Genomic DNA, 26,545 nt, shown 5'->3' with positions numbered 1-26,545 from the left:
ATCCGTTGGAGCTTGAATGAACGCTAACGACCTGCCTCGCGAGCTGACCCAGGAAGACGAGCTGATCGCCGCGGTGCGCGCCGTGGCGCAGGGACCGCTGGCCGATGTGGTGGAGGCCTGCGACCGCGAAGGCTTCTACCCCCGTGAGGTGCTGCAGCAACTCGGCGCGCTCGGTGCCTTCAGCGCGCACCTCGACGCGCCGGTGGGCCGCGCGGACTACGGCCTGGCGATTCGCGCCATGGCCGAGGTCTCGCGGGTGTGCGGCGCCACCGGCTTCATGGTGTGGTGCCAGGCGGTGTGCGGTCTGTACATGCAGGCCTCGGGCAACCCGGCACTCATGGGCGAGTCGCTTGCGGCGCACGCCGGCGGACTCACGCTCGGCGGCACCGGCATGTCCAACCCCATGAAGAGCTACGCGCAGATCGAAAGCCTGTTGCTCAAGGCCACGCCGGTGGATGGCGGCTACCTCGTCAACGGCAGCCTGCCCTGGGTGAGCAACCTCGGGCCCGACCACGCCTGCGGCGTGCTGGCCGCGGTGATGGACGGCGAAACGCCCGCGGGCCGCGAGGTGATGTTCTTGCTGCGCTGCGATGCGCCGGGCGTGGAACTGCGCGAGTGCCCGAGCTTCTCGGCCATGGAGGGCACGGGCACCTTCGCGCTGCGCCTCAAGGACGTCTTCATCGGCGCCGACGAGATCATGGCCGACCCGGCCAAGCCCTACATCGCCCGCATCCGCGCCGCCTTCGTCATGCTCCAGTGCGGCATGGCGGTGGGCGTGACGCAGGGTGCCATCGATTCCATGTGGGCAGTGGAAGCGCAGCTCGGCCACGTGAACCAGTTCCTCGAAGACCGCCCGGACGCGCTGCAGGCCGAACTGGACACGCTCACGTCACGCGTGATGAAGCTGGCCGAGACGCCGTTCAACCCTGCCGTGGATTTCTTCATCGATGTGCTGGACGCGCGCGCGCACGGCGCCGAACTCAGCCTGCGCGCGGCGCAGTCGGCCTTGCTGCACCAGGGCGCGCGCGGCTACCTCATGAGCTCGGAGGTGCAACGCCGCGTGCGCGAGTCGCACTTCGTGGCCATCGTCACGCCGGCCATCAAGCACCTGCGCAAGGAGATGGCGCGGCTGTCTACGGAAGTGATGCCGTCATGAGCGCCTTTTCCGCCGAGCCGGGGCCCACCCCCCCGTTCGGGCTGAGCTTGTCGAAGCCCTCACAAGACGTCAGCCCCTACCTTTCCTACATCTGCGAAGCCTGCGGCTACATCTACAACGAGGTCGACGGCGACCCGGACGGTGGCTTGCCGCCCGGCACGCGATACGCGGACATCCCCGACGACTGGGCCTGCCCGCTCTGCGGTGTGACCAAGTCCGACTTCACCCCCTACACCGCACCCACGCTCGACGCCCTGCGCGCCGGCATGGTCAGCAGCGCACCCGTGTCCACGCGCGGCGAAGCGGGCGTGGTCATCGTCGGCGCTGGCCGCGCCGGCTGGCAGATGGCCGAAGCCCTGCGCGCGCTCAACGCCGATCTGCCCATCACGGTCGTGAGCCAGTGCGCCGGCGACGTCTACGACAAGCCCATGCTGTCCATCGCCATGGCCCGCGGGCTGGCGCCGCAATCGCTCTCGCGCGAAAGCGGTTCGTCGGCTGCCGCGAGGTTGCGCGTGCGCCTGCTCGCCCACACGCAGGCCGTGCGCATCTGCACCGACACGCGAACCCTGCGCACCACGCGCGGTGTCCTGAAATACGACCAGCTCGTGCTGGCCCACGGCGCGCAGGCCGCCTTGCCCGCCGCCCTGCCGGCCGCACTCTGCTGGCGCATCAACCACCTGAGCGCATACCAGAGACTGCGCGCCGCGCTGGGTGACACACCGAAGGACGTGGCCATCATCGGTGCCGGTCTCATCGGCAGTGAACTCGCCAACGACCTCGCCCTCGGCGGCCACCGCATCACGCTGCTCGACGTGCAGGCAGCGCCCCTGGCGCGCTGGCCCACCGAAACCGCCGGTGCACCGCTGCTCGACGCCTGGAAGGATCTCTCGATCCGCTTCGTCGGCGGCGTGCAGGTGGCGGCACTTGAACAGATCGCCGGCCGCTACCGCCTCACCACCACCGATGGCCAGCGCTTCGCCGCCGACCAGGTGATCGCCGCCGCCGGCCTGCAGACGCCGCCGCGCCTGGCACAGAGCGCGGGCCTGGCCTGGAACAACGGCATTGCGGTGGATGCGGCCACGCTGCGCACGAGCGACGAACACATCCACGCCATGGGCGACTGCATCGCCATCGACGGCCAGCCCAGCCGCTACATCGAACCCATCGCCCGCCAGGCCCGCGCCATCGCGGCGGAAATCTGCGGCGCGACCCCCGCGCCCTACCAACCACGCGCGGCGGTGGTGCGGGTCAAGACGACGTCGAGGCCGCTGACGCTGCACTGATTGACGGCTGGATGGGAATCACGCGACGCCGCTCTGGCCGCTCCGCCCGCGCCCGCAACTGCCCGCACCCGCCTTCCACATCCTGCCCGGCCGACTGCCGCAGCTTGGTGAGGATGCCGCGCCGGTGCAGGCGGCGCGCCATGTCGGCGGCGTGTTCCCAGCTCGGGCGCTTAAAGGGCAGTTCTTCAACCGTGTTGTAGGGAATCAGGTTGAGGATGGCGTATTTGCCGTGCAGCAGGCGCACGATGCCCTCGATCTCGTCGTCGCCGTCGTTGATGCCCTGGAGCAGCGTCCACTGGTACTGGATGGGATAGCCGGTGCTTCGCGCGTAGGCTTCACCCGCGTCGACGAGTGCTTCGGGTGCGATGCGCGGAGCGCGGGGCAACAACTGTTCACGCAGGTCGGCCCTGGTGGTGTGCAGCGAAAGCGCCAGGGCAGGCTTGACGCGGCCTTGCGGCAGCGCCTCGAACACGCGCGGGTCGCCCACCGTGGAGAACACCAGGTTCTTGTGGCCGATGTTGCCCACAGTGCCGAGCAGGTCGATGGCCTCCATCACGTTGTCCAGGTTGTGGGCGGGCTCGCCCATGCCCATGAACACCACCTTCTTCACGTCACGTCGCGCGCGCGCCAGTGCCACCTGCGCGACGATCTCCGCACTCCCGACCTGGCGGATCAGGCCGGTGGTGCCCGTCATGCAGAACACGCAGCCGACCGCACACCCCACCTGCGTGGACACGCACAGGCCATCGCGCGGCAGCAGCACGCTCTCCACCGTCTGGCCATCGGGCAGGGCCACCAGCAGCCGGGCGGATCCGTCTTCACCGGGATGCTCGGACACCAGCCGCGCCAGACCAGCCAGTTCCTCGCCCAGCGCCGGCAGCGCGTCCACCAGGGCCGGCGGCAGGAAGTGCGCGATGTCGCGCCGGCCGGCGTCCTGCGGCAACGCCTGCGACCACAGGCGCAGCACGCGCTGTTCGTGGCGGGGGTTGGCGCCGAGGGCGCGCAGGCGCTGGCGGAGGGTTTCGATGCGCATGGGAAATAAAGCTTACCGCTCGAAGAGCGACGAGAGGGCCGGCGCGACTTCGTCGATGAAGTGCCGCAGCTTGGCCGGCACGTAGCGCTGGCTGGGATAGACGAGGTGGATGGGATCGGTGCGCGCGTACCAGCCCGGCAGCAGCGGCACCAGGTGGCCGTGGTCGACCTCGCGGTGGCACACGTAGTCCGGCAGCAGGGCCACGCCCTGCGCGTCCAGCGCAAGGCGGCGGATCATGCGCATGTCGTTGGCGGCGAAGGCGCTCTGCAACGGCACGTTCACGCGTGTCTTGCCGCGCATCAGCGTCCAGCTCTCGCGGCCGAGCGGGCTGAAGCACAGCGCCGCGTGCTGCGAAAGATCCCTGGGGTGGCGCACGGCGGGTGCGCGCTGCAGGTAGTCCGGGTGCGCAAAGGGCGCCCAGCGCGCCTGGCCGATCTGCCGCGCCACCAGGCTGGAATCGGCCAGCTCGCCGGCGCGCAGCGCCACGTCCAGGCCCTGCTCCACGAGATCGAGACGGGCATCGGAGAACACGAGCTCGACCGACACGCCCGGATGCCGCGCGCGATAGGTGCCGAGGATCTCCAGCAGCTGTTCGTCGCCCATGTCGATGGGCAGGGTGATGCGCAACAGGCCCTGTGCCTCATGCCGGCCCGCGTCGATCTGCGCCTCGGCCTGGGCTATCTCTTCCAGCCCGCGCGCCGCCTGCTGCAGGTAAGCCTGCCCGGCTTCGGTCAGACGCAGGCGGCGCGTGGTGCGCTGCAGCAGGGTGACACCCAGCCGCTGCTCCAGCCTGGAGACGCGCACGCTGATGGTGGACACCGGCATGCCCATGAGCCGCGCGGCGGCACTGAAGCTGCCCGCCTGCGCCACGCGCACGAAGACCAGGGTGTCGTTCAAGTCCAAGATTGTTCAGCTCAGTGAAAAATGATTTGTGATCTTACCGACTTATCACGGGAACGTGCACCCGGTAAAGTGTTCCCTCATACAGGAGACCCCAGCATGAAAACCGTGTCCTTCATTCAACGCAACGCCGGCGGCCACTGGGTCGGTGATGGCTTTCCGGTGCGCAACATGTTCTCGTACAACGACCGGCCCGAGCGCTTCTCGCCCTTCCTCATGCTCGACTACGGCGGCCCCACGCGCTTCGAGCCCACCACCCAGCAACGCGGCGTGGGCCAGCACCCGCACCGCGGCTTCGAGACCGTGACCATCGTCTACGACGGCGAGGTCTCGCACCGCGATTCAAGTGGCGGAGGCGGCACCATCGGCCCCGGCGAGGTGCAGTGGATGACGGCCGCCGCCGGCATCGTGCACGAGGAGTACCACGGCGAAAAGCTGGCGAAGGAAGGCGGGCCGTTCGAGATGGTGCAACTCTGGGTGAACCTGCCGGCGCGCGACAAGATGGCCGCACCGGGTTACCAGGGCATCACGCGAGAGCAGATTCCCGAAGTGGCCTTGCCAGATGGCGCCGGTGTGGCGCGCATCATCGCAGGCGAACTGAACGGCTCCAGGGGCCCAGCGCGAACCTTCACGCCCATGCAGGTGTGGGACCTTCGCCTGAAGGCCGGCCACACGGTCACCTTGCCGGCCGCCGCGGGCCACACCACGGCACCACTGGTGCTGCGGGGCCGCCTGCGCCTGGCGGACGGCCAGGAGGTGGGCGCGGCGCAGATGCCGGTGTTCTCGCGCGAGGGTGAAGACGTGCGCTTCGAGGTACTGGAAGACGCCACTGTGCTGTGGCTGACCGGCGAGCCGATCGACGAGCCGGTGGTGGGGTATGGTCCGTTCGTGATGAACACGGAGGCCGAGATCCATCAGGCCTTCGCAGACTTTCAAAGCGGCAAGATGGGCCGCATCACGGCAACCGCCTGAAAAAGGAATCCACGATGCTTGAAATGGTGATCACCGCACGCGAAGCCGATCTGGGCCACGGCCTGAAGGTCCAGCGCGTGCTGCCGTACGCAAAGCGCCGCATGGTCGGCCCGTGGATCTTTGTCGACCACGCCGGGCCGGTGACGCTCGCACCCGAAGACATCCAGGGTGCCGACGTGCGGCCGCACCCACACATCGGCCTGTCCACCGTGAGCTATTTGCTCAGCGGCCAGGTGATGCACCGTGACAGCCTGGGCGTGAAGCAATCCATCGTGCCGGGCGACGTGAACTGGATGACCGCTGGACGCGGCATCTCGCATTCCGAACGCTTCAGCCATCCCGAGTCGTTCGAAGGCGGCGGTCTGGAGCTGATGCAGCTCTGGGTGGCGCTGCCCGAGGCCGATGAGGAAACCGACCCGGCCTTCACCCACTACCCGGCGCGCGATCTGCCCGTGCGCGAAGCCGATGGCGTGTGGATGCGCCTGATTGCAGGAGAGGCCTACGGCATGACGAGCCCGGTGCGCACGCACTCGCCGCTCTTCTACCTGCACACCGAATGGCAGGCCGGCGCGAGCAAGTCGCTGCCGGGCGGACACCAGGAGCAGGCGGTGTATGTGGCGCACGGCCAGATCGAGCACGCCGGCCAGACCTACGTGCCCGGCCAGCTGCTGGTGTTCGGCAACGACGCCGATGCCATGATCACCGCGCGCGAGAAGAGCACGCTCATGATCTTCGGTGGTGAGCCCCTGGGCGAACGCCACATCTTCTGGAACTTCGTGTCCTCCCGCAAGGAACGCATCGAACAGGCCAAGGCCGACTGGAAGGCCGGACGCATCCCGCTGCCGCCGGGCGACGACGACGAGTGGATCCCCTTGCCGGGCTGACCCACCAGCGCTCAGACCTGCGCCAGCAAACGTCCCACGCTGGCCAGGGCCGTTTCCCGCGTGGCCGCATCGGTGCGGCTTTCCGCCAGGTAGGCGGTGACGATGATGGGAGGGCGCTGTGGCGGCAGGGCGATGCCGATGTCGTTGGCGTCGTCGTTGGCGGTGCCCGTCTTTTCACCCATGCGCCATCCGGCCGGCACGCCGGCGCGCAGGCGCTTGCCCCCGGTGGTGTTGGCCAGCAGCCAGTTCCGCAGCCGTACGCGCGATGGCGGCTCGAGCGCCTCGCCCAGCAGCAGCGTGCGCAGCGTGTGCGCCATCGCGCGCGGCGAAGTGGTGTCCCTCGGCTCGCCGCTGGAGGCGGGGTTGTTCAGCATGGGCTCCATGCGGTCATGCCGCGTCACCGTGTCGCCCAGCCCGCGCACATACGTGGTGAGGGCGGCCGGGCCGCCGTAGCTGGCGAGGATCAGGTTGGCGGCCGTGTTGTCGCTCGTGATGATGGTGGCTTCGCACAACTGCGCCAGGCTCAGTCCCTCGCCTCCGACGTGTCGCTCGGTCACCGGCGACCAGGACACGAGGTCCTGCTGGCGGTAGCGGATGCGCCGCTCCAGCTGCTCCACCCCGCGGTCCACCCGATCGAGCACGAACGCGCTGGCCAGCAGCTTGAACGAACTGAGCATGAGGAAGCGCTCGTCGGAACGCCAGCCGTGCTCGCGGCCGTCGGCGGTGTCGATGATGTGAACCCCGAGTCGGCCCCGGGCCGTGGCTTCGATCTCCCGCAGCGCCTCGCGCAGCGGGCTGGGTTCTGCCCATGAATTTCCAGGGGCGAGGCCGGCCAGCAGGCTGGCGCCCGGCGTGATCAGGAAGGTGCGTCGTGCAAGCATGTTTTCTCCTTGAAACAGGCTTTGCATCCTAGGTGGGGCAGTGGCGGGATTCAAACGGAAATAATGAAGGCTTCACCCCAGAAAAACTGAGGCCACCGCATGGACCTGCCCCTCAACGCCCTGCGCGCCTTCGAAGTCTCGGCGCGCCACCTGAGCTTCACGCGCGCCGCGCAGGAACTGCATCTCACGCAGACCGCCGTCAGCCAGCATGTGAAGAACCTGGAACAGCGGCTGGGCAAGCCCTTGTTCCGGCGCGTGCCGCGCGGCCTCATGCTCACCGACGAAGGCATGGCCTTGCTGCCCACCCTGGTGGACGCATTCGCTCGCGTGTCGGCCACGCTCGAAAGCTTCAAGGGTGCGAGCAGGCGCGAAGTGCTGTCGGTCGGCGCGGTGGGCACCTTTGCGGTGGGCTGGTTGCTGCCCCGGCTGCGCGATTTCCAGGCGCGCCACCCCTTCGTGGAACTGCGCGTGTTCACGCACAACAACCGCATCGACCTGGCGGCCGAAGGGCTGGACTGCGCCATTCGTTTCGGCGATGGGCAATGGCCGGGCCTGCAGACCCGCCACCTGTTGGCTGCACCGCTCGCGCCGATGTGCTCGCCTGCTCTGGCGCCCCGCATCCGCACCGTGAACGATCTCGGGCGCGAGACCCTCCTGCGTTCCTACCGTTCGGACGAATGGGCGCAATGGTTCGAGGCGGCGGGCGCGCGCGTGCCGCTGCTCACGGGCCCCGTCTTCGACACCTCGCAGGTGCTGGCCGAGGCTGCGGCGCAGGGCGCGGGCGTGGCGCTGCTGCCGGTGCCGATGTTCTCTCGCGACCTGCAATCCGGACGCCTGGTGCGCTTGTTCGACGTGGAGGTGGACGTGGGTGGCTACTGGCTCACGCGCCTGAAGACGCGCCGCAGGAGCGCGGCCATGAAGGCGTTTCAGGACTGGCTGGAAATGGCCGCCGGCTGATCTCCGGTCTCAGAGCCCCAGCGCACTCAAGCCAGCGTGCTCGTCGGGCCGTCGGCCCAACGGCCAGTGGAACAGCCGCTCGCTATCCTGGATGGGCCGGTCGTTGATGCTGGCGTGGCGCTGTTCCATGTAGCCCAGCTCGTTGAACTGCCAGTTCTCGTTGCCGTGCGAACGGAACCACTGTCCCGAGTCGTCGTGCCATTCGTAGACGAAGCGCACCGCGATGCGGTTCGCGTCGAAAGCCCACAGCTCCTTGATGAGCCGGTAGTCCAGTTCCTTTGCCCACTTGCGCACCAGGAACGCATGCACCTGGTCTCGGCCCACCGGGAACTCCGCGCGGTTGCGCCAGCGCGTGTCCTCGGTGTAGACCTTGACCACGCGGTCCGGGTCGCGCGAGTTCCAGGCGTCCTCGGCCATGCGCACCTTCTGCGCGGCGGTCTCGGCGGTGAACGGCGGCAACGGCGGGCGCGGCTCCATCAGTACTGCTTGTAGGGAAGGAATTTTCCAGACATCACGATGTTGACGCGGTCACCATTGGGGTCGGCCTGGCGCTGCATGTCCATCTTGAAATCGATGGCGCTCATGATGCCGTCGCCAAACTCTTCATGAATGAGTTCCTTGAAAGTGGTGCCGTACACGCTCACCAGTTCGTAGAAGCGGTAGATCAGCGGATCCGTGGGCACCGACGTGGGCAGGGAGCCCTTGTAGGGCACGACCTGCAGCCACTTCTGTTCGTCGGTGGACAGGCCGAAGATCTTGCCCAGCACCTTGGCCTGGGCGGGCGTGGCGGTCATCTGGCCCAGGCACAGCGCCGTGGTCCATTCCTTGGACTGGCCCACCTTCTTGGCCACATCGGCCCAGCTCAGGCCCTTGGTGACTTTGGTGGTGATGATTTTTTCGGTGACGTCGAGTCGGCTCATGGTTGCCTCGTTGCGTGTTGAAGAAAGGATGAAAAAGACGGTCAGTGGGCCTTGGCCCGGCTGACGAGGAAATCGACGATGTGGTTGCGCAGCTCGTAGTAGCCGTCCAGGTGGTGCAGTTGCGCGCGGGTTCGCTGGCGTGGCAGCGGATTCACCACCACCTCGGCCATGCCACCGGGCACGTAGCCGCTCGGGCCTTCGTTGCCGTTGCTCATGAGCAGGATGCGGTCTGCCAGCAGGATGGCTTCGTCCACGTCGTGCGTGATCATGAAGACCGTCTGCTGCGTCTCGCGCACGATGCCCATCAGCTCGTCCTGGATCGTGCCGCGCGTGAGCGCATCGAGTGCGCCGAAGGGTTCATCGAGCAGCAGCATCTTGGGCTGGATGGCGAACGCCCGCGCAATGCCCACGCGCTGCTTCATGCCGCCGGAGAGCTGGCTTGGCTTCTTGTCGATGGCAGGACTCAGCCCGACCAGCGCGACGAACTTCTCGACGTGCCTGTTCACCTCGGCACGGCCCCAGTCGGGCCAGCGCGACTTGACGGCAAACGCGATGTTCTGCCGCACCGTGAGCCAGGGCATGAGCGCGTGGCTCTGGAACACCACGCCACGCTCGAGGCTGGGGCCACTGATCTCGCGTCCGTCCATGAAGCAGTGGCCGGATGTGGCCGTGTCCAGACCCGCGAGCACGTTGAGGATGGTGGTCTTGCCGCAGCCGCTGTGGCCGATGATGCAGACGAATTCGCCCTTGTCGATCGCGAACGACACGTCGGCGAACACCGGCTTGTCGGCCTGATAGGCCTTGGCGAGGTTTTCCACCTGGAGGAAGCCGGTCATCTTGTGTGCTTTCGTAGGGGCCGGTGCGAGGACCTGGGGCAGTGCGGCACCTTCGCGCACGCTGGATTCACTCCACATAGGTCACCGCCTTCTGGAGCTGGGCGAACATGAGGTCCAGCAACATGCCGACCACGCCGATGAGCAGCACGGCAAAGATCACGTTGGTGAGCGAGAGGTTGTTCCATTCGTTCCACACGAAGTAGCCCACGCCCGTGCCCCCCACCAGCATCTCGGCCGCCACGATCACCAGCCAGGCAATGCCCATGCTGATGCGCATGCCCGTGAGGATGGTCGGCGCGGCTGCGGGCAGGATCACCTGGAAGGCCTTGCGGATCGGGTTCACCTCCAGCGTGCTCGCCACGTTGAGCCATTCGCGCTTGACCGAGGCCACGCCGAACGCCGTGTTGATCAGCATGGGCCACACGGAGCAGATGAAGATGACGAAGATGCCGCTCACGTCCGAGTCCTTGAGCGTGTAGAGCGCCAGCGGCATCCAGGCCAGGGGGCTGATGGGCTTCAAGACCTGCACGAAGGGATCGAACGCCTTGCGCATCAGCGGCGACATGCCGATGAGAAACCCCAGCGGAATCGCTACCGCCATGGCCAGCAGGAAGCCCAGGCCCACCCGCGCCAGCGAATGCGCGAGCTGGATGCCGATGCCCTTGTCGTTCGGACCCTTGTCGTAGAACGGGTCGGACAACTGCGCCCAGCTCGCACGCGCCACTTCAATCGGTGGCGGGAAACCGGTGCTCTTTTCTGCGCCAGGGTCCTTGCCCATCAACTTCGCGTACTCGATCTCCTCGGCCGTCATGCCCGCCGATGAGCCGCCGATGCTCGGGCCGGTGGTGGAGAGCTGCCACGCGCCGATGAACACGAAGAAGATGAGCAACGACACCAGCGCGGCGCGCAGGTTGAGGGTGGCGGTTTTCATGAGGCCTCCCGCCGGGCCGCCCCAAGGGAGGCCTGCGCCCCCTCGGGGGGCAGCGAGTTCACGAAGTGATGAGCGTGGGGGCACATATCTAGGCCGCCTTGCTGATGGCGAAGCTCTTCAAATACTCAGCGGGTTTCGCGGCGTCGAACGGCTTGCCCATGATGGTGTGCTTCGTGTAGCCCGAACCCGGCGTGAACGGCTGGCCCAGGTCCTTCATGTACTTGCGCGCGTCGGTGATGAGGAACACCTTCTCCGCCACCTGCTTGTAGTCGACATCGCCCTTGATGTAGCCCCAGCGCTGCATCTGCGTGAGCATCCACACGGCCATGCTCTGCCACGGCATCGGGTCGAAATCGGCGCGGTCGGGCACGGTCTGGATCTTGCCCAGGCCATCAGCGAAGCGGCCGGTGAGCACCTGCGTGAGCACGGCTTCGGGCTGGTTCAGGTACTGGCTGGGTGCGATCACCTTGGCGATGAGCTCGCGGTTCTTCGGATCTCGTGCCATCGCTGCGGAAGTGAGCACCGCGCGGTACAGCGCCGCGAACGTGTTGGGGTTCTTCTGGATGAACTCGGTGCTGGTGCCGAAGGCGCAGCAGGGGTGGCCGTTCCAGAGGTCCTTGGTGAGCACGTGGATGAAGCCCACTTCGTCGAACACGGCGCGCTGGTTGAACGGATCGGGGCCAAGGAAGCCGTCGATGTTGCCGGCGCGCAAGTTGGCCACCATCTCCGCTGGCGGGATGACGCGCAACTGCACGTCGGTGTCGGGATTCAGTCCGTTCTCTGCCAGGTAGTAGCGCAGCAGGAAGTTGTGCATCGAGTAATCGAACGGAATGCCGAACTTGAAGCCCTTCCAGTTCTTCGGGTCGCGGTTGTCCTTGTGCTTGAGCGCCAGCGTGATGGCCTGGCCGTTGATGTTCTGCACCGTGGCCACGTTCATGGGCACCGCGTTGCTGCCCAGGCCCAGCGAGATCGCCAGCGGCATGGGCGAGAGGAAGTGCGACGCGTCGTACTCCCTGTTGATCATCTTGTCGCGCACCAGGGCCCAGCCGGCCGTCTTGGTCACTTCCACGTTCAGGCCCTGCTTGCTGTAGAAGCCCAGCGGGTGCGCCATGATCAGCGGCGTGGCGCAGGTGATCGGGATGAAGCCGATCTTGAGGTTGGTCTTCTCCAGCGCGCCCTGCTTCTCCTGGGCCATGGCCTGCAGGCTGGTCACCGGCAACACGCTGGCAATGGCCGCCATCGCGGTGCCCTTGCCCACTGCCCGCAGAAAGCGACGGCGCACCTCGTCGTGCGGGAACAGGGCCTTGACCAGCGTGGCTTCAATGAACTCGTTGCTGTAGGCCTCGAACTCGGCGGTCTCGCTGCGCCGGCGCAACTCGATCGCAGCACCGTCGGCGGCCACTTCGGCGTGGTGGTCGGCAATGGTGTGGTCGCGCCCGCAACTGCACTTCATCATGAGCGGACGGTCGGCGTTGTAGGGATCGAAGAATTCGGACATGGCACACCTCGTGAGTTGAAGACGAGATGTCAATTGCAAGCACCGGGCCAGAACCCGTGCCAGCGTGACCGTCGGGCGGAACCCTGCCGGATTTCGTGGAGCGCCTGACGACGCGGTGTAGGGCCAGCCCTACAAATGCGGGCCGTTCAAGCGCTTCTGGGCGCGCGCGCGTGACGCTCGGCGTAGAGCGCGAGCTCCACGTCGTTCTTGGCGCCGGTCTTTTCCAGGATGCGCGCTCTGTAGGTGCTCACCGTGTTGGGCGCGAGGCCGAGTTGTGCACCAATCTCGCTCACGGTGCGGCCCTGCGTGAGCAACCGGTAGACCTGGTACTCGCGGTGCGAGAGCGCTTCGGGCCCGGCCTGCGCGCCGGTGCTGCCCACCGCGGCGGCCAGCGCTTCGGCCGTGGCCTGGCTCACGAACACCGCGCCACCGGCGGCCTTGCGCACGGCCGCCAGCATGTCGTCGGGGTCGGCGCTCTTGTTGAGATAGCCACACGCGCCCAGCCGGATGCAGCGCACGGCGTACTGCTTTTCCGGGTAGGTGCTGAGCATGAGGACCGGCAGGCGCGGGTGCTCGCGCTTGATGGCCTGTAGCACGTCCAGCCCATCGAGACCGGGCATCGCGATGTCGAGCAGCACGAGGTCCAGGCCCAGGCTGCCGCCGAGTTCGCGCACCTGCGCCAGCACCTCTTCGCCGGTCTGCGCTTCCGCCACCACCTGCACGTCGGGCGCATCGGCCAGGATCTGTTTGAGGCCTTCCCGCACGATGCGGTGGTCGTCGCCGATGAGCACGCGGATGGTCTCGGCCAGCAAATCAAAGGACGTGTTCACGCCATGTCTCCAGGGGGCAGCGCGACCGTGAGGACCATGCGGGTGCCCCGTCCTGGTGCGCTGTCTATTTGAATGTCACCGCCGAAATGCCGCGCCCGCTCGCGCATGCCCATCACGCCGTAGGCGTTGGCGGCCTCGAAAGCCTGTGCCGGTGCGCCCACGCCATTGTCCTGCACCGTCAGGCAGAGCACGGTCTCCTGCACGACGATGTCCACGGCCAGCCGGTCGGCGCGGGCGTGCCGGCCCACGTTGCTGAGCATCTCCTGGAAGATGCGGAACACCGCCATGGCCAGGGGCTCCGGGGGATCGGGCGCGTCGTTCACCGCCATGCACCAATCCAGGGCCATCTCCGCCGACTGCACGAATTCCTGCGCCTGCCATTCCAGCGCAGCCCACAAGCCCTGATGGTCCAGGATGCTGGGGCGCAGGTCGGTGATGATGCGCCCGACGTTGTCCACCGCGTTCTCGATCAGGCGGCTCATGTTCTGGCACTTGCAGCGCATGCGGTCGCGCATGTCGTGCGCGGCCTCGGCCGTGCGCTGCTCCTGCTCGGCCAGGCGCTTGTCCATCCAGTTCACATCCATCTTGAGCGCCACCAGCAGGCTGCCGAGTTCATCGTGCACCTCGCGGGCGATGCGCGTGCGTTCGTCCTCGCGCACGGTTTCTGAACGTGCGGCCAGTTCTCGGACCTGCTTCAAGGCCGTCTCCAGCGCGAGTGTGCGCTCGCGCACTCGCTCCTCCAGCTCGTCCTTGGCCCGCTGCAGCGCATCGGCTGCGCGCTTGCGCTCCGTGATGTCGACAAAGGTCACGACTGCGCCGCGCACCTGGCCCTGGTCGAGGATGGGGTGGCTGGAGTACTCCACCGGAAAGGACGTGCCGTCACGGCGCCAGAAGACCTCGCTGTCGATGCGGCAGGGCAGGCCCTGGCGGAAGGCGTTGAAGATCGGGCAGTCTTCCACCGGGTAATGCTGCCCGTCGGCGTGGGAGTGGTGGGTGAGCTCGTGCATGTTGCAGCCCAGCAGCTCGTCGGGCACGAAACCGATCATCCGGGCACCCGCGTGGTTGATGAACACGCACAGGCCATCCAGGTCCACCCCGAACACGCCTTCGCCGGTGGACGCCAGCAACAGGCCCAGCGGATCGCGCCACGCGTCGGTGGGGGGCGCCTCCGGGCGGCTGACGATGGCAGAAGGTTCGAATGGCATGGACGATCTTCCAAGCAACGGATGTGCCAAAGCGGTGCATGCCGGTGAACCGACGACAATCGCGGCTGTTTCCTGCAATTCGCTTCCCCTGCCATGGCCCTGCTCCAGCGACTGTTCTCCTCGCGCCCGAATGCCTCGGGTGCCCGGCGTTCGCGCGTCAAGCGATCCGCCACTGCCTTGCGGGCGGCGCAACTGCTCTGCTCGGCCCATGCGCTGGTGCAGCTCAGCGAAGCCGATGCCATCACCGCCATGGGCTTCATGGAGCTGCGGCGCTACGCCGAGGGCGACGCCATCATCCGCCAGGGGGCCAGCGGCGGCACGGGCGACGACGGCTTCATGGCGCTGGTGGTCGACGGCGAAGTGACCGTGGAAGCCGATCTGGTGAGCCGGCTGGACAAGCTCACCGTGAACGTGCTCGGGCCGGGCAGCCTGATGGGCGAGATCTCGCTCATGGACGGTGCCGCCCGCTCGGCCACCTGCACCGCCAGCACCGCCGTGCAATGCGCGGTGCTCACGCGCGAGGCGCTGCAGGCGCTGATCCAGGAAGAACCGACCACCGCCGCTCGGCTGCTGAGCGCCGTCGCGCAGCGCCTCACGGCGCGCCTGCGGCAGACCGACATCAAGCTGCACCTCTACAGCCAGCTGGTCTTTTCCATGCAGAAAGAGATCGACCGGCTGATTCCCGACTGAACGTCAGGCGTTGCGAGCCGTTCGGGAGCTCCAGAGCATGGTGATCGCCAGGATCGAGAAGACCACGCCCAGCGACACCGCCACCGGAATCTTGTAGATGTCGATCAACAGCATCTTGCCGCCGATGAAGACCAGGATCACGGCGAGGCCGTAGTTGAGCAGGTGGAAGCGCCCGGCCGCGGCCTGCAGCAGGAAGAACATGGCGCGCAGGCCCAGGATGGCGAACACGTTGCTGGTCAGCACGATGAACGGATCCTGCGTGATGGCGAAGATGGCGGGGATGGAGTCCACCGCAAAGATCACGTCGGTCAGGCCGACCAGGCAGATCACCATGAAGAGCGGCGTGGCAATGCGCTTGCCGTTCTCGATGGTGAAGAATTTCTCGCCGTCGAAGCCCTTGCTCACCGGCAGCACGCGGCGCAGCAGCTTGAGCGCGGGGTTGTCGTCCAGGCTCGACTCCTTGCCGGCGGCCCACCACATCTTGATACCGGTGAGCACCAGGAAGGCACCGAACACATACAGCACCCAGTGGAACTCCGAAATCAGCCAGCCACCCACCAGGATCATCACCGTGCGCAACACGATGGCGCCCACGATGCCGATCATCAGCACGCGCTTCTGGAACTCCGCGGGCACGGCGAAGTAGGTGAAGATGAGCAGGAAGACGAAGATGTTGTCCACCGCCAGGCTCTTCTCGATGAGGTAGCCGGTGAGGAATTCCAGCGATTTCTCGTTGGCCAGCGCAGTCGACCCGGTGGTGTCCTTCACGGCCCACCAGAACAACGCGTTGAACACGAAGCTCAAGGCCACCCAGATGAGCGACCAGTTCAGCGCCTCCTTCACGCCCACAGCGTGGGAGCCCTGCTTCTTGAGCACGACAAAATCGACAAACAGGGCCGCGACGACGAACACGACGAAGACGACCCACAGCCACAGCGGGGCAATGCTTTCCATAAGAAACCTCGGGTTGGTGTTGAACAAACACCCCAAGGTCTTGCCACCGCCGCGCAGACATGCGTGGCTGGGGGTTTCCGGCCGCCGTCAGGCTGCGTATTGACGAAAACCCCGCTCGCCGAAGCCCGGCATGGCGCCGGGTGGCAAGCTGACTACTCCCCTTGAAGGGAACGCCGATTGTGCGCGAGCCCTATTTCCCCCGCACATCCGGGGGAAATCAGGCCGCTTCCTTGTAGAAGAAATCCTTGCGAAGGCTGCGCGGCGCCAGCGGGTTTACGCTGGCGTGGATGGCCGCAATGTGGTCCGGCGTGGTGCCGCAGCAGCCACCCACGATGTTGACCAGGCCTTCGGCAGCGAACTCGCGCAGCAGACGGCTGGTGTCTTCGGGCGTCTCGTCGAAGCCGGTGTCGCTCATGGGGTTGGGCAGACCCGCATTGGGGTAACAACTGATGAACGTGTCGCCCGCCACCTTGGCCAGCTCCTGGATGTAGGGTCGCATCAGCGCAGCACCCAGCGCGCAGTTCAAGCCCACGGCCAGAGGCTCCAGGTGGCGCACGCTGGCCCAGAAGGCACTCACCGTCTGGCCGCTGAGGATGCGCCCGGAGGCGTCGGTCACGGTGCCGCTGATGATGAGCGGCAGGCGCTCGCCGGACTGCTCGAAGAATTCGTCGATGGCGAACAGCGCGGCCTTGGCGTTGAGCGTGTCGAAGATGGTCTCGACCAGCAGCACGTCGGCCCCGCCTTCCACCAGCGCCTGCACCTGCTCCAGGTAGGCCGCGCGCAGTTGCTCGAAGGTCACGTTGCGCGCGCCCGCATCGTTCACGTCGGGGCTGATGCTCGCGGTCTTGGGCGTGGGACCGAGTGCGCCGGCCACGAAGCGCGGCCTGTCGGGTGTGCTGAACTTGTCGGCGGCGGCGCGTGCGATGCGCGCCGACTCCAGGTTCATCTCACGCGCCAGGTGAGCCATCTCGTAGTCGTCCTGCGCGATGGTGGTGGCGCCAAAGGTGTTGGTCTCGATCAGGTCGGCACCCGCGGCCAGATAACCCTCGTGGATGTCGCGGATCACATCGGGCCGCGTCAGGCTCAGCAGTTCGTTGTTGCCTTTGACGTCCTTGTGGAAGTCCTTGAAGCGCTCGCCCCGGTAATCGGCTTCGCCGAGCTTGAAGCGCTGGATCATGGTGCCCATGGCGCCATCGAGGATGGCGATGCGTTGCTGGAGGATCGCGGGCAGCGACTGGGCACGGGTGTAGGCGGGAGCGTTCATGGGCTGGATTGTAAGAAGCACCTTGATGCTCAGCACCCGGGCCGGACAGGCGGCCCTCTGAATTCCCCGACAATACCGGGCATGAAACACCTCACGCCCCAGCAGGCCTGGGCATGGCTGCAGGCCGAGCGCGAGCAGCGTGCCGCTCGCGGCGAAGAGCCGCCGCTGTTCGTGGACGTGCGCATGGAGATCGAGTCGCTCTACGTCGGTCGCCCGCCGGGCGTGGAGAACATTCCCTGGTACGAGTACCCCGACCTCACGCCCGACCCGGCGCGCTTCGCACAGACGGTGGCTGAAGAAGCGGGCAGCAAGGAACGCCCGGTGCTGCTGATCTGCCGCAGCGGCAAGCGCACGCTGGACGCCGGCAAGGCGCTGGAGGCCGCCGGCTTCACCGAGGTGGCGCACGTGGTGCACGGTTTCGAGGGCGAGCTCAATGAGGCTTTCAAGCGTTCCAGCCTCAACGGCTGGCGCTTCGATGGCCTGCCCTGGGAACAGATGTAGCCCGATGCACGAAGACGCCATCGACATCGCCCCGGCGGGCGAAGTGCTGGAGCTGAGCCTCGGCGTGTTGCACGAGGTGTTCGGCTACGACGCCTTCCGCGGCCCGCAGGCGGAGATCGTGGCGCACGTGGGCGCTGGTGGCGACGCGCTGGTGCTCATGCCCACGGGCGGAGGCAAGTCGCTGTGCTACCAGGTGCCGGCCATCGTGCGGGAGCGGGCGGGCCAGGGCCTCACGGTGGTGGTGTCGCCACTGATCGCGCTCATGCACGACCAGGTGGGCGCGCTGATCGAAGCCGGCGTCGCGGCTGCCTTCCTGAATTCGAGCCTGTCGGGCGAGGAAGCGCAGAAGATCGAGAAACAGATGCTGCGCGGCGAGCTCACGCTGCTCTACGCCGCACCCGAGCGCCTGACCACGCCCCGTTTCCTGGCCCTGCTGGATTCGCTGCAGGAGCGCGGCAAACTGGGCCTGTTCGCCATTGACGAGGCGCATTGCGTGAGCCAGTGGGGCCACGATTTCCGGCCGGAGTACCGCTCGCTGGTGGTCCTGCATGAGCGCTATGCCGGCGTGCCGCGGGTGGCGCTGACCGCGACCGCCGACGACCTGACCCGCGCCGACATCGTCGAACGCCTGCAGCTGCAACAGGCGCGCACCTTCATCAGCAGCTTCGATCGGCCCAACATCCGCTACCAGCTGGTGGAGAAGAAGGACGCCACCACCCAGCTGCTGCGCTTCATCCGCGACGAGCACACCGGACCCGACGGGCACGACGCGGGCATCGTCTACTGCCAGTCGCGCCGACGCGTGGAGGAAGTGGCCGCCCTGCTGTGCGAAGCCGGGCTGAATGCCTTGCCGTACCACGCCGGGCTGGATGGCGCGGTGCGGCAGCGCCATCAGGATCGTTTCCTGCGCGAGGAAGGCCTGATCATGGTGGCCACCATCGCCTTCGGCATGGGCATCGACAAGCCCGACGTGCGCTTCGTCGCCCACCTGGACATGCCCAAGAACATTGAGGGCTACTACCAGGAGACCGGCCGCGCCGGGCGTGACGGTGAACCGGCCAACGCCTGGATGGCCTACGGCCTGCAGGACGTGGTGAACCAGCGCCGCATGATCGACGAGAGCCCGGCGGCGGACGAGTTCAAGCAGGTGCTGCGCGGCAAGCTGGATGCGCTGCTGGGCCTGGCCGAAGCCTCCGATTGCCGGCGCGTGCGGTTGCTTCGGTACTTTGGCGAAGCCAGCCAACCCTGCGGCAATTGCGACAACTGCCTGAACCCGCCCGAGCTGCACGACGCCACCGAGTCCGCGCGCAAGCTGCTCTCCTGCATCTACCGCGTGCAGCAGGCCAGCGGCACCGCCTTTGGGGCCGGCCACATCATGGACATCCTGCGCGGCAAGTCGACCGAGAAGATGACCCAGTACGGGCACGACAAGCTCTCCACCTTCGGCATTGGCGCCGACTGGTCAGAGACGCAATGGCGCGCCCTGCTGCGCCAGCTGATCGCGCGCGAAGCCGTGCAGGTGCACGACGCGCCCTACAACACGCTGCACCTGGCCGACGGCGCACGCGAGATCCTCAAGGGCCACTGCCAGGTGTGGCTGCGCACGCTGGCCGACAAGGCGCCGGGGGCGGCGCGCGGCAGCCGCCAGCGAGCCTCTCGCGCCACCGCGAAGAACGACGACGGCCAGCCGCTCAGCCTGGCCGAGCGCGACTGCCTGGAGGCCCTCAAGGCCTGGCGCGCAGGTGTCGCGCGCGAGCACAACCTGCCCGCCTTCGTGATCTTTCACGACGCCACGCTGCGCGGCATCGCCACGCGCCTGCCGCGCACACTGGCCGATCTGGAGGGGGTTTCCGGCATCGGCCAGAAAAAGCGGGAGGCTTATGGCGCCGAGGTGCTGAAGGTGGTGAGTGCTTTTGGTTGACGCGACAACCGCCGTGCGTGCGCTCTTGTTCACCATCGCCTGACAGGCCGGACCGCCCATCGGAACAGGGCGATTGAGGACGTATTTCACACTCAAGCGCGCCGTTCGTCTGTCGATGAATGGAAGGTAGCCGGGGAGTTCCTTCATCTCCCGGACATCAGACAACGGAGCGCGTCATGTTTTTCAGGTTGCCATGGTTTGGCAAAACCCAGCGTCATATCCAGGACCAGGACACCCAGGTGCTGGAGCTTGACTTCCTGGTGGACGAGTTCCACGAGGCCATGGCCGACATCAAGGACCCGCTGCGCACCCGCATCCACGCGGCGCTGATGTCGTGCGAAACGCCCAAGGACCTGTGGTTCCTGCGCGGCAAGCTGTTCAACCTGATTTCGAAGCACCACTGCGAGAGCGTGGCCACCACGCGCGTGTCGCGGCTCGACCAGAAGCTGCGCTTCTTCGTCTCCAACCACCCCGACTATTCGCCTGAAGAACTGCCGAGCGGCCCCATGGCCCTCCTGCACTGAAGCAGGCAGCCCTCAGGTGAAGCCCATGTTCCGGGCTTCGCGCACCTCGGGCTTGATGCGGTGTTCGGCTTCCAGCTGGGCCAGGAATTCCTCCGGCTCCAGCGTCTCGGCCAGGATCTCCACCTGGCGTTTCACTGCCGCGAAATCGCCCGGGCAGAGCTGATCGAGCTTCGCCAGCCGGGCGGCCAGTGACGCGTCCAGCCGCGATGCGTCACCCCCCAGCGCTTCCACCGCAAACATCGTCTCGCGCTGCGCCGCCGACAGCGCCTTGAAGCGGATCTTGAACGTGAAACGACGCAGCGCAGCCTGGTCGATGCTGTCCATCAGGTTGGTGGTGCAGATGAAGATGCCGGCAAAACGCTCCATGCCCTGCAGCATCTCGTTGACCTCGGTCACCTCGTAGGTGCGTTGCGCGCCGCGGCGATCCTGCAGGAAGCTGTCGGCCTCGTCGAGCAGCAGCACCGCCTTCTCGGCCTCGGCCTCACGGAACATGGCCGCCATCTGCTGCTCGGTCTCGCCCACGAACTTGCTGACCAGGTCGCTCGCGCGACGGATCATGAGCGGGCGCTCGAGTTGCAGCGCCAGGTGTTCCGCCAGCGCGGTCTTGCCCGTGCCAGGCGCGCCATGAAAACACAGGCAGCCATGCCCACGCGCCTTGAGCGCCGCGATGATGCGCGGCAGTTCATGGCGCGACTCGACGTTGAGCATGTCCAGGCTGTACTGCGTGGGGCTGGGGCGTTGCACCAGATCGGGCTTGCGGCCCAGCGCGAGGTCCGCGTTCTTGAGCTGGCGCTCGATCAGCGCATCCAGCACTGGCGCGTGGGCCTTGCTGCGCCGGCGCGTGGCGGGACGGGCAGGGCTCGCGGCGAGCTGGGCAAAGCGCAGCGCGGTGCGAATCTGCGCCGGCGTGAGTCCCTTGCGCTCGGTCAGGCGCGCCACCAGCGCATCGGACACGGGCGCGTTTTCCAGGGTTTTGCGCACCAGTTGCTCGCGCGCACCGGGCGGCGGGCTCTTGAGCTCCAGGTGGTAAGCAAAGCGCCGGCGGAACGCCGGGTCGATCTGCTCGATGCGGTTGGTGACCCACAGCGTGGGCACGGCGTTCGTTTCCAGGATCTGGTTCACCCAGGCCTTGCCGCTGACGCTGCTGGTGTGGGCAGCCGCCACGTGCTCGGCACGCGCCATGATCTGCGCGGCTTCGCTGGAGATGGGCGGGAAGACGTCTTCCACCTCGTCGAACAGCAACGCCGAATGCGCGGTGCCTTTCAGGAACACCTGAGCGATCTGAAGAGAGCGGTACCGGTCGCGGCCCGACAGTGCGTTGCCATCGCGGTCGGCGTACTCCACCTCGAACAACTCGAGCCCGGCGGCCTGCGCCACCACGCGCGCCAGCTCGGTCTTGCCGGTGCCGGGCGGGCCGTACAGCAGCACATTGACGCCAGGCTCCTTGCGCGCCACCGCCTCCCGAAGCAATCCGCAGAGCAGCCGCACGTCCTCGCCGACGTAGTCGAAGTCCTTCTCGCTGAGTGCAGAGCGCGCCGCCGGCCGCGTGAACACGGCCATCAGCTCGCTCTGCGTACGGTACTCGCGCATCAATACCGGCGGCAGCTTCTCGCTGACCTTCATGAGATCGGCGAGGTCGGTGATGTTGTGCTCGGAAATCAGGTTCTCCACCATGCCGATGCGCTCCAGCCGCGAGCCGGCGCGCAGGGCCTCGCCCACTTCGCTGGCCTTGACGCCGGCCACATCGGCAATCGCGGCATAGGCCTCGGGCGCGTTGTTGACCTTGAATTCCACCAGGATGGAGCGCAGGTCGCGCTGGTACCGCGCCAGCGTGCCGTAGAGCAGCAAGGCTCGCTCGGCGCGGTTGAGCTGCAGCAGGCCTGCCAGCGCGTCGATGTTCTTTTCCACCAGCGTGGACTGCTTCTTGAGCGCCTGGCTCAGCCATTCGCCGGTAACGGCCAGCACCGACAGCAAGTCCTTCGGTGATTCCTTGGCGTACTCGTCCAGGTAGAAGAAGAGCGTGCCTTCTTCGTACGGGCCACGCCAGACGCCGTAGCGTTCCATGAATGCGCTGGTGGCCAGGCGGTCGTGGCCCAGCCAGAGTTCGTTGTCCTTGCAACGGCGTTGCAGGAATTCGCGCAGCCGCGTCAGCACGGTGTGCGGCCAGACCAGGTGCCGACCGGCGAGCGAGAGCAGGGTGTTGAGGTCGCGCCGCACGTTGAAGCGCGGGCCCTGGCGTGCGGCGAGCGTGAGCACGAAGTGCGAGCACATGAGGTCGAGCACCGGCGCTTGGCGCAGGCCGTGCGGCACGAACACGCGTCCTTCACCCGCGAAGGGCTGGCGCCCCTCCCGTGCGTCGAGCACAGAGCGGGTCGCAGCAGCCGGCGGCGGCAACGATCGCTTGTTCATACAGGCACCTCCAGACATCCTTTCCAGCGACTCCACGCCGCGTGCAGGCTGGCAGTCGATCGGACCATAACCCAGCTTGATCAATCATGGAAGTGACTGATGCAGCGTGATTGAGGAATCTGTAGGGCTTTAGTTGCGCATCGGGCGTCGGATGCGCGTTCACAATCGCGACATGCAGCAACCAACCGACATTCACGTGCAACCAGGCGATATCGAGGCCGCCGCCGACCGTCTGGCGGGTCAGATTCTGGACACGCCTTGTGTGGAATCCCGCACACTCTCGCAGCTCACCGGCTGCCAGGTTTTCCTGAAATTCGAGAACCTTCAGTACACCGCTTCATTCAAGGAACGCGGCGCCTGCAACAAGCTCGCGCAGCTCGACGCCGACGAACGGGCGCGCGGGGTGATCGCGATGAGCGCGGGCAACCATGCACAGGGCGTGGCGTACCACGCCCAGCGCCTGGGTCTGCGCGCGGTGATCGTCATGCCGCGCTTCACGCCGGGCGTGAAGGTGGAACGCACCCGCGGCTTCGGGGCCGAGGTGGTACTGCACGGCGACACGCTCGAAGCCGCTCGCGCCCATGCGCGCGAGCTGGCCGACCAGCAGGGGCTGGTGTTCGTGCATCCGTACGACGACGCGGACATCGTGGCCGGGCAGGGCACGGTGGCGCTGGAGATGCTGCGCGAACAGCCCGACCTGGACACCCTGGTGATCGCTGTGGGCGGTGGCGGCCTGATCTCCGGCATGGCCACCGCCGCCAAGGCGATCCGACCGGACATCGAGGTGGTGGGCGTGCAGACCGAACGTTTTCCCGCCATGTACAACGCCATCAAGGGCACGCAGCTCGCCCAGGGCAGCAGCACCATCGCCGAAGGCATCGCAGTCGGTACCCCCGGCGAACTGACGCAGGCCATCATCCGCCACCTGGTCGACGACATGGTGCTGGTGGACGAAGGCGACATCGAGCAGGCCATCGTGATGCTGCTGGAGATCGAGAAAACGCTGGTCGAAGGCGCGGGAGCGGCGGGTCTGGCGGCACTGCTCAAACATCCCAGGCGGTTCGCGGGCAAGCGCGTGGGCCTGGTGCTGTGCGGCGGCAACATCGATCCCATGCTGCTCGCCTCCATCATCGAACGCGGCATGGTGCGCGCCGGGCGGCTGGCGCGCATCCAGGTGAACGCGCGCGACGTGCCGGGCAACCTCGCGCGCATCACCGCGACCGTGGCCGACGCGGGCGCGAACATCGACGAGGTGCACCACCAGCGCGCCTTCACGCTGCTCGCGGCGCAAAACGTCGCCATTGAACTGGTGCTGCAGACGCGCGGGCGCGAGCACGTGGGGCAGGTCATCGCGCGCCTTCAAGAGGCCGGCTTCGAAGCCTCGCTGTTGTGAGCACCCCCGCGTCGCCTTCGGCGCCACCCCCTCAAGGGGGCGCCACCAGAGGCCCGGCAAAGCCGGTTCCTTGGTGTCTCTGGATCAGCACTGCTTCGGTCGATAGGGTTGGCGACTCGGGTTGACTCGCTTCGCCGCACTCTGCATCATGATCTCGGCCTGAAACCCGACGCAGGAGGAAAAGAATGAACACCAACGCCCTGTGGGACTCGCTGCAAAGCGCGCTCGGCACCCACATACCGCAGTTGCTCGGCGCATTGGCCATCTTCATCCTGGGCTGGTTGATCGCGGTGCTGGTGCGCGCAGCCGCGCGCAAGACGCTGGGCTTCATCGGTGTGAACCACCGTTTCGGGAAACTCACGGGCACGGGCGTGGACATCGAGGGTGCGGTGGCGCTCGCGCTGTTCTGGCTGGTGATCCTGCTCACGCTGGTGGCGGTGTTCAACTCGCTGAACCTGGCGCTGGTCTCGGGTCCGTTCTCGGCCTTCACCACGCAGCTGTTCGAGTACGCGCCGCGTCTGCTGGGCGGCCTGGTGCTGGCGCTGGTGGGCTGGCTGGTGGCCAGCGTGGTGCGGGCCATTTCGCAGAAACTCCTGGACAGGACCACACTGGACGAAAAGCTCTCCGAGCACGCCGACATGGCGCCGATCGGCCAGAGCCTTTCTGGCGCGCTGTTCTGGCTGGTGATCCTGCTGTTCGTGCCTGCGATCCTGGGCGCGCTGCAGCTCCAGGGCCTGCTGGACCCGCTGCGCGCCATGGTCACGAAAACGCTGGACATCCTGCCCAATGCCGTGGGCGCACTCATCATCGGCGGCGTCGGCTGGATCCTCGCCACGGTGCTGCGCAACCTCACCACCCACCTGAGCCACACCGCGGGTGTGGACCGCCTGGGCACGCGGGCCGGCCTGGGTGCCACCGTCCGTCTATCGCGCGTGATCGGCCTGCTGGTCTTCGTGGCGGTTTTCCTGCCGTCGCTGATCGCCGCGCTGGACGCGCTCAAGATCGAGGCCATCTCGGCTCCTGCCACCGCCATGCTCTACACCTTCATGCAGGCGGTACCCAGGCTGATCGCCGCAGCGCTCATCCTGGTGGTCACCTGGCTGGTGGCGTCCTTCGCCAGCCAGTTGCTCGCCGCGCTGCTGGCCGCGCTGGGATTTGACGCCCTGCCCGCGCGCATCCAGATGGCGCACGCCTTCGAACGCACCAGCGCCTCCGCCGTCGTCGGACGGATGGCGCTGTTCTTCGCCATGCTGTTCGCCACGGTGGAGGCCGCCGCGCAGCTCGGCTTCACGCAGGTCAGCGGCATGGTCACCAGCTTCATCCGCTTCGGGGGCGACATCCTGCTCGGTTCGGCCATCCTGGTGATCGGCTTCTGGCTGGCCAACGTTGCCCACGAGGCCATCGACCGCGCCAGCGGTGCAGGCACGAAGGGCTTGGCCCGCATCGGCCGCTACGCCATCCTGGCGCTGGTGATCGCCATGGGCCTGCGTGCCATGGGCATTGCCGACGACATCGTCAACCTGGCCTTCGGGCTCACGCTGGGCGCCGTGGCGGTGGCGGTGGCCTTGTCCTTCGGCCTGGGTGGGCGCGAAGCGGCCGGCAAACTGATGGACCACTGGCTGGCCCGTTTTCGTCGCGAGGAGTGAGATGACCACCGTTGAATCCCTTCAGGGCCTGCTGGCCGACTGGTTCGCTCCCTGGATCCAGGCCATGGGCCTGCAGGTCGAATCGTTCGCCGATGGCGAAGTCACGCTGCGGCTGCCGCAGAGCGACCAGCTCTCGCGGGTGGGCGGCATGCTGTGCGGCCAGGCCATGATGTCGGCGGCCGACACCGCCATGGTGCTGGCCATCGTCACCCAGCTCGGCACGCAACGCCCCATGACCACGGTGCAGCTCAACACCAGCTTCCTCAAGCCGCTGTCGGGCCAGGACGCGCGCATCACCGCGCGGGTGATCCGGGCCGGCAAGAGCCTGGTGTTTGGTGAGATCGACATCAGCGGCGCCCAGGATGGCAAGAGCGTGTGTCGGGCGAGCACGACGTACGCCCTCTTGTGACGCCGCTTCCCTTAAAATCGCCGGAGTTCTGAACCCACTGACGGAGTACACGATGTCCAGCCACCCCACCCATACCCCCAGCGAAGCGTCCCAGGACCTGGTGGAATCCATCGTTCCCTACATGCCCATCGTGCTGCCCGTGGCCGGCGCCGTGCTCATGTTCCTCCTGGCGTTCATTGCCATCTACATGGCCTGAAGCGTTCTTCAGCGTCTATCTGAGGCCGGGTTCCTGCGGGGATGCCGGCTTTTTTTATGGCGCTACCGCAAAACGGGTGTCCAGCCCCGCCAAACTGTTTAATGCATCACGTTATGCGGGTTTTGCATGTAACTACTTCGTAACCGTCCGGGCACTTTCATAAAATTGCCCCATTGGCCGACACGCCGATCAAGACCCGGGTCCACAGGCCCGGTTTTTTGTCTCTCTTGCTGCATGCGCCACCCGCACCGCAGCCAGGCGCCGACCGCAGATTTTCGCCCCGGGATTCCCGAGACAGCCGCCCCGTCACCGCCCGTGACGTCCGCGGCTGTCGGTGTCTTGGAGGCTCGCC

At 66.8% G+C, this 26,545-nt stretch carries 26 protein-coding genes; 13 read left to right on the top strand and 13 right to left on the bottom strand.

Features of this window, described 5'->3' with window-relative positions; genetic code table 11:
• Positions 1-16 precede the first annotated feature (16 nt).
• Together ACTIEY_RS19275 and ACTIEY_RS19270 are read left to right on the top strand one after the other, a co-directional pair.
• Positions 17-1,156 carry an acyl-CoA dehydrogenase family protein gene (locus ACTIEY_RS19275; RefSeq protein WP_439520761.1) on the top strand — a complete coding sequence of 380 codons (1,140 nt, stop codon included), beginning with the start codon at positions 17-19 and terminating at the stop codon, positions 1,154-1,156.
• Entirely contained in the window at positions 1,153-2,439 is a 1,287-nt protein-coding gene (locus tag ACTIEY_RS19270) for an FAD-dependent oxidoreductase (protein ID WP_439520760.1), read from the top strand. The genes ACTIEY_RS19275 and ACTIEY_RS19270 overlap by 4 nt, the downstream gene beginning before the upstream one ends.
• Here ACTIEY_RS19270 and ACTIEY_RS19265 read toward each other — a convergent pair.
• Positions 2,405-3,472: an RNA methyltransferase gene (locus ACTIEY_RS19265; protein WP_439520759.1), complete on the bottom strand. Its 1,068-nt coding sequence runs from the start codon at positions 3,470-3,472 to the stop codon at positions 2,405-2,407. The two genes, ACTIEY_RS19270 and ACTIEY_RS19265, sit on opposite strands and share 35 nt — an antisense overlap.
• Positions 3,473-3,484: 12 nt before the next feature.
• Complete coding sequence (locus tag ACTIEY_RS19260) at positions 3,485-4,369, bottom strand: LysR substrate-binding domain-containing protein (RefSeq protein WP_439520758.1); 885 nt, start codon at positions 4,367-4,369, stop codon at positions 3,485-3,487.
• A gap of 102 nt (positions 4,370-4,471) precedes the next feature.
• Here ACTIEY_RS19260 and ACTIEY_RS19255 point away from each other — a divergent pair, with 102 nt between their 5' ends.
• Together ACTIEY_RS19255 and ACTIEY_RS19250 are read left to right on the top strand one after the other, a co-directional pair.
• Positions 4,472-5,344 (top strand): pirin family protein, encoded by an 873-nt coding sequence (locus ACTIEY_RS19255; RefSeq protein ID WP_439520757.1) that lies wholly within the window; start codon positions 4,472-4,474, stop codon positions 5,342-5,344.
• A gap of 14 nt (positions 5,345-5,358) precedes the next feature.
• On the top strand, positions 5,359-6,228 hold the full coding sequence (locus tag ACTIEY_RS19250) for a pirin family protein (RefSeq protein WP_439520756.1): 870 nt from the start codon (positions 5,359-5,361) through the stop codon (positions 6,226-6,228).
• Between the two features lie 11 nt (positions 6,229-6,239).
• Here ACTIEY_RS19250 and bla read toward each other — a convergent pair whose 3' ends face one another.
• Complete coding sequence (gene bla, locus ACTIEY_RS19245) at positions 6,240-7,109, bottom strand: class A beta-lactamase (protein WP_439520755.1); 870 nt, start codon at positions 7,107-7,109, stop codon at positions 6,240-6,242.
• Positions 7,110-7,208: 99 nt separating this feature from the next.
• Here bla and ACTIEY_RS19240 point away from each other — a divergent pair, with 99 nt between their 5' ends.
• Positions 7,209-8,066 (top strand): LysR family transcriptional regulator, encoded by an 858-nt coding sequence (locus tag ACTIEY_RS19240; protein ID WP_439520754.1) that lies wholly within the window; start codon positions 7,209-7,211, stop codon positions 8,064-8,066.
• Between the two features lie 9 nt (positions 8,067-8,075).
• Here ACTIEY_RS19240 and ACTIEY_RS19235 read toward each other — a convergent pair whose 3' ends face one another.
• The 7 genes from ACTIEY_RS19235 to ACTIEY_RS19205 all read right to left on the bottom strand — a co-directional run bounded on the left by ACTIEY_RS19235 (position 8,076) and on the right by ACTIEY_RS19205 (position 14,286).
• On the bottom strand, positions 8,076-8,543 hold the full coding sequence (locus tag ACTIEY_RS19235; protein WP_439520753.1) for a DUF1348 family protein: 468 nt from the start codon (positions 8,541-8,543) through the stop codon (positions 8,076-8,078).
• Positions 8,543-8,986 carry a cyanase gene (cynS, locus tag ACTIEY_RS19230; RefSeq protein ID WP_086126549.1) on the bottom strand — a complete coding sequence of 148 codons (444 nt, stop codon included), beginning with the start codon at positions 8,984-8,986 and terminating at the stop codon, positions 8,543-8,545. Before cynS ends, ACTIEY_RS19235 begins: the two co-directional genes overlap by 1 nt.
• Before the next feature lie 41 nt (positions 8,987-9,027).
• The gene (locus tag ACTIEY_RS19225; RefSeq protein ID WP_439520752.1) at positions 9,028-9,900 is read right to left on the bottom strand and encodes an ABC transporter ATP-binding protein; all 873 of its coding nucleotides are present in this window, start codon (positions 9,898-9,900) and stop codon (positions 9,028-9,030) included.
• Positions 9,890-10,753, bottom strand: coding sequence for a nitrate ABC transporter permease (gene ntrB, locus ACTIEY_RS19220; RefSeq protein ID WP_439520751.1), 864 nt, complete (start codon positions 10,751-10,753; stop codon positions 9,890-9,892). Before ntrB ends, ACTIEY_RS19225 begins: the two co-directional genes overlap by 11 nt.
• An 88-nt stretch (positions 10,754-10,841) precedes the next feature.
• Complete coding sequence (locus ACTIEY_RS19215) at positions 10,842-12,251, bottom strand: CmpA/NrtA family ABC transporter substrate-binding protein (protein ID WP_439520750.1); 1,410 nt, start codon at positions 12,249-12,251, stop codon at positions 10,842-10,844.
• Positions 12,252-12,397: 146 nt separating this feature from the next.
• Positions 12,398-13,081 carry a response regulator gene (locus tag ACTIEY_RS19210; protein WP_439520749.1) on the bottom strand — a complete coding sequence of 228 codons (684 nt, stop codon included), beginning with the start codon at positions 13,079-13,081 and terminating at the stop codon, positions 12,398-12,400.
• Complete coding sequence (locus ACTIEY_RS19205; RefSeq protein ID WP_439520748.1) at positions 13,078-14,286, bottom strand: PAS domain S-box protein; 1,209 nt, start codon at positions 14,284-14,286, stop codon at positions 13,078-13,080. Before ACTIEY_RS19205 ends, ACTIEY_RS19210 begins: the two co-directional genes overlap by 4 nt.
• A gap of 93 nt (positions 14,287-14,379) precedes the next feature.
• Here ACTIEY_RS19205 and ACTIEY_RS19200 point away from each other — a divergent pair, with 93 nt between their 5' ends.
• Positions 14,380-14,976, top strand: a complete 597-nt coding sequence (locus ACTIEY_RS19200; protein ID WP_439520747.1) for a cyclic nucleotide-binding domain-containing protein — start codon at positions 14,380-14,382, stop codon at positions 14,974-14,976.
• A 3-nt stretch (positions 14,977-14,979) separates the two neighbouring features.
• On the opposite strand, the gene ACTIEY_RS19195 is transcribed toward ACTIEY_RS19200, so the two are convergent.
• Both ACTIEY_RS19195 and ACTIEY_RS19190 read right to left on the bottom strand, forming a co-directional pair.
• Positions 14,980-15,930, bottom strand: a complete 951-nt coding sequence (locus tag ACTIEY_RS19195) for a TerC family protein (protein ID WP_439520746.1) — start codon at positions 15,928-15,930, stop codon at positions 14,980-14,982.
• A gap of 217 nt (positions 15,931-16,147) precedes the next feature.
• Entirely contained in the window at positions 16,148-17,194 is a 1,047-nt protein-coding gene (locus ACTIEY_RS19190) for a homocysteine S-methyltransferase family protein (protein WP_439520745.1), read from the bottom strand.
• Positions 17,195-17,275: 81 nt separating this feature from the next.
• On the opposite strand from ACTIEY_RS19190, the gene ACTIEY_RS19185 reads away from it, so the two are divergent.
• The 3 genes from ACTIEY_RS19185 to ACTIEY_RS19175 all read left to right on the top strand — a co-directional run bounded on the left by ACTIEY_RS19185 (position 17,276) and on the right by ACTIEY_RS19175 (position 20,140).
• Positions 17,276-17,695 carry a rhodanese-like domain-containing protein gene (locus tag ACTIEY_RS19185; protein WP_439520744.1) on the top strand — a complete coding sequence of 140 codons (420 nt, stop codon included), beginning with the start codon at positions 17,276-17,278 and terminating at the stop codon, positions 17,693-17,695.
• A 4-nt stretch (positions 17,696-17,699) separates the two neighbouring features.
• Positions 17,700-19,616: a DNA helicase RecQ gene (recQ, locus tag ACTIEY_RS19180; RefSeq protein WP_439520743.1), complete on the top strand. Its 1,917-nt coding sequence runs from the start codon at positions 17,700-17,702 to the stop codon at positions 19,614-19,616.
• A 176-nt stretch (positions 19,617-19,792) separates the two neighbouring features.
• Positions 19,793-20,140: a hypothetical protein gene (locus ACTIEY_RS19175; RefSeq protein ID WP_439520742.1), complete on the top strand. Its 348-nt coding sequence runs from the start codon at positions 19,793-19,795 to the stop codon at positions 20,138-20,140.
• Between the two features lie 12 nt (positions 20,141-20,152).
• Here the strand turns inward: ACTIEY_RS19175 and ACTIEY_RS19170 are convergent, their stop codons facing one another.
• The gene (locus tag ACTIEY_RS19170; RefSeq protein WP_439520741.1) at positions 20,153-22,549 is read right to left on the bottom strand and encodes an ATP-binding protein; all 2,397 of its coding nucleotides are present in this window, start codon (positions 22,547-22,549) and stop codon (positions 20,153-20,155) included.
• A 172-nt stretch (positions 22,550-22,721) separates the two neighbouring features.
• Between ACTIEY_RS19170 and ACTIEY_RS19165 the strand changes: the two genes are divergently transcribed.
• From ACTIEY_RS19165 to ACTIEY_RS19150, 4 genes are all read left to right on the top strand, one after another.
• Entirely contained in the window at positions 22,722-23,942 is a 1,221-nt protein-coding gene (locus tag ACTIEY_RS19165; RefSeq protein WP_439520740.1) for a threonine ammonia-lyase, read from the top strand.
• A 185-nt stretch (positions 23,943-24,127) separates the two neighbouring features.
• A complete protein-coding gene (locus tag ACTIEY_RS19160) occupies positions 24,128-25,588 on the top strand; it encodes a mechanosensitive ion channel (RefSeq protein WP_439520739.1) in 1,461 nt (486 codons plus the stop codon).
• Between the two features lies 1 nt (position 25,589).
• On the top strand, positions 25,590-25,997 hold the full coding sequence (locus ACTIEY_RS19155; protein WP_439520738.1) for a PaaI family thioesterase: 408 nt from the start codon (positions 25,590-25,592) through the stop codon (positions 25,995-25,997).
• A gap of 52 nt (positions 25,998-26,049) precedes the next feature.
• On the top strand, positions 26,050-26,193 hold the full coding sequence (locus ACTIEY_RS19150; protein ID WP_439520737.1) for a hypothetical protein: 144 nt from the start codon (positions 26,050-26,052) through the stop codon (positions 26,191-26,193).
• The last annotated feature ends 352 nt before the right edge of the window (positions 26,194-26,545 follow it).

Origin of the sequence: Hydrogenophaga sp. (genome assembly GCF_051858985.1) — a bacterium.
GTDB lineage: Bacteria > Pseudomonadota > Gammaproteobacteria > Burkholderiales > Burkholderiaceae_C > Hydrogenophaga.
This window is presented reverse-complemented; position numbering and strand designations above follow the sequence as displayed.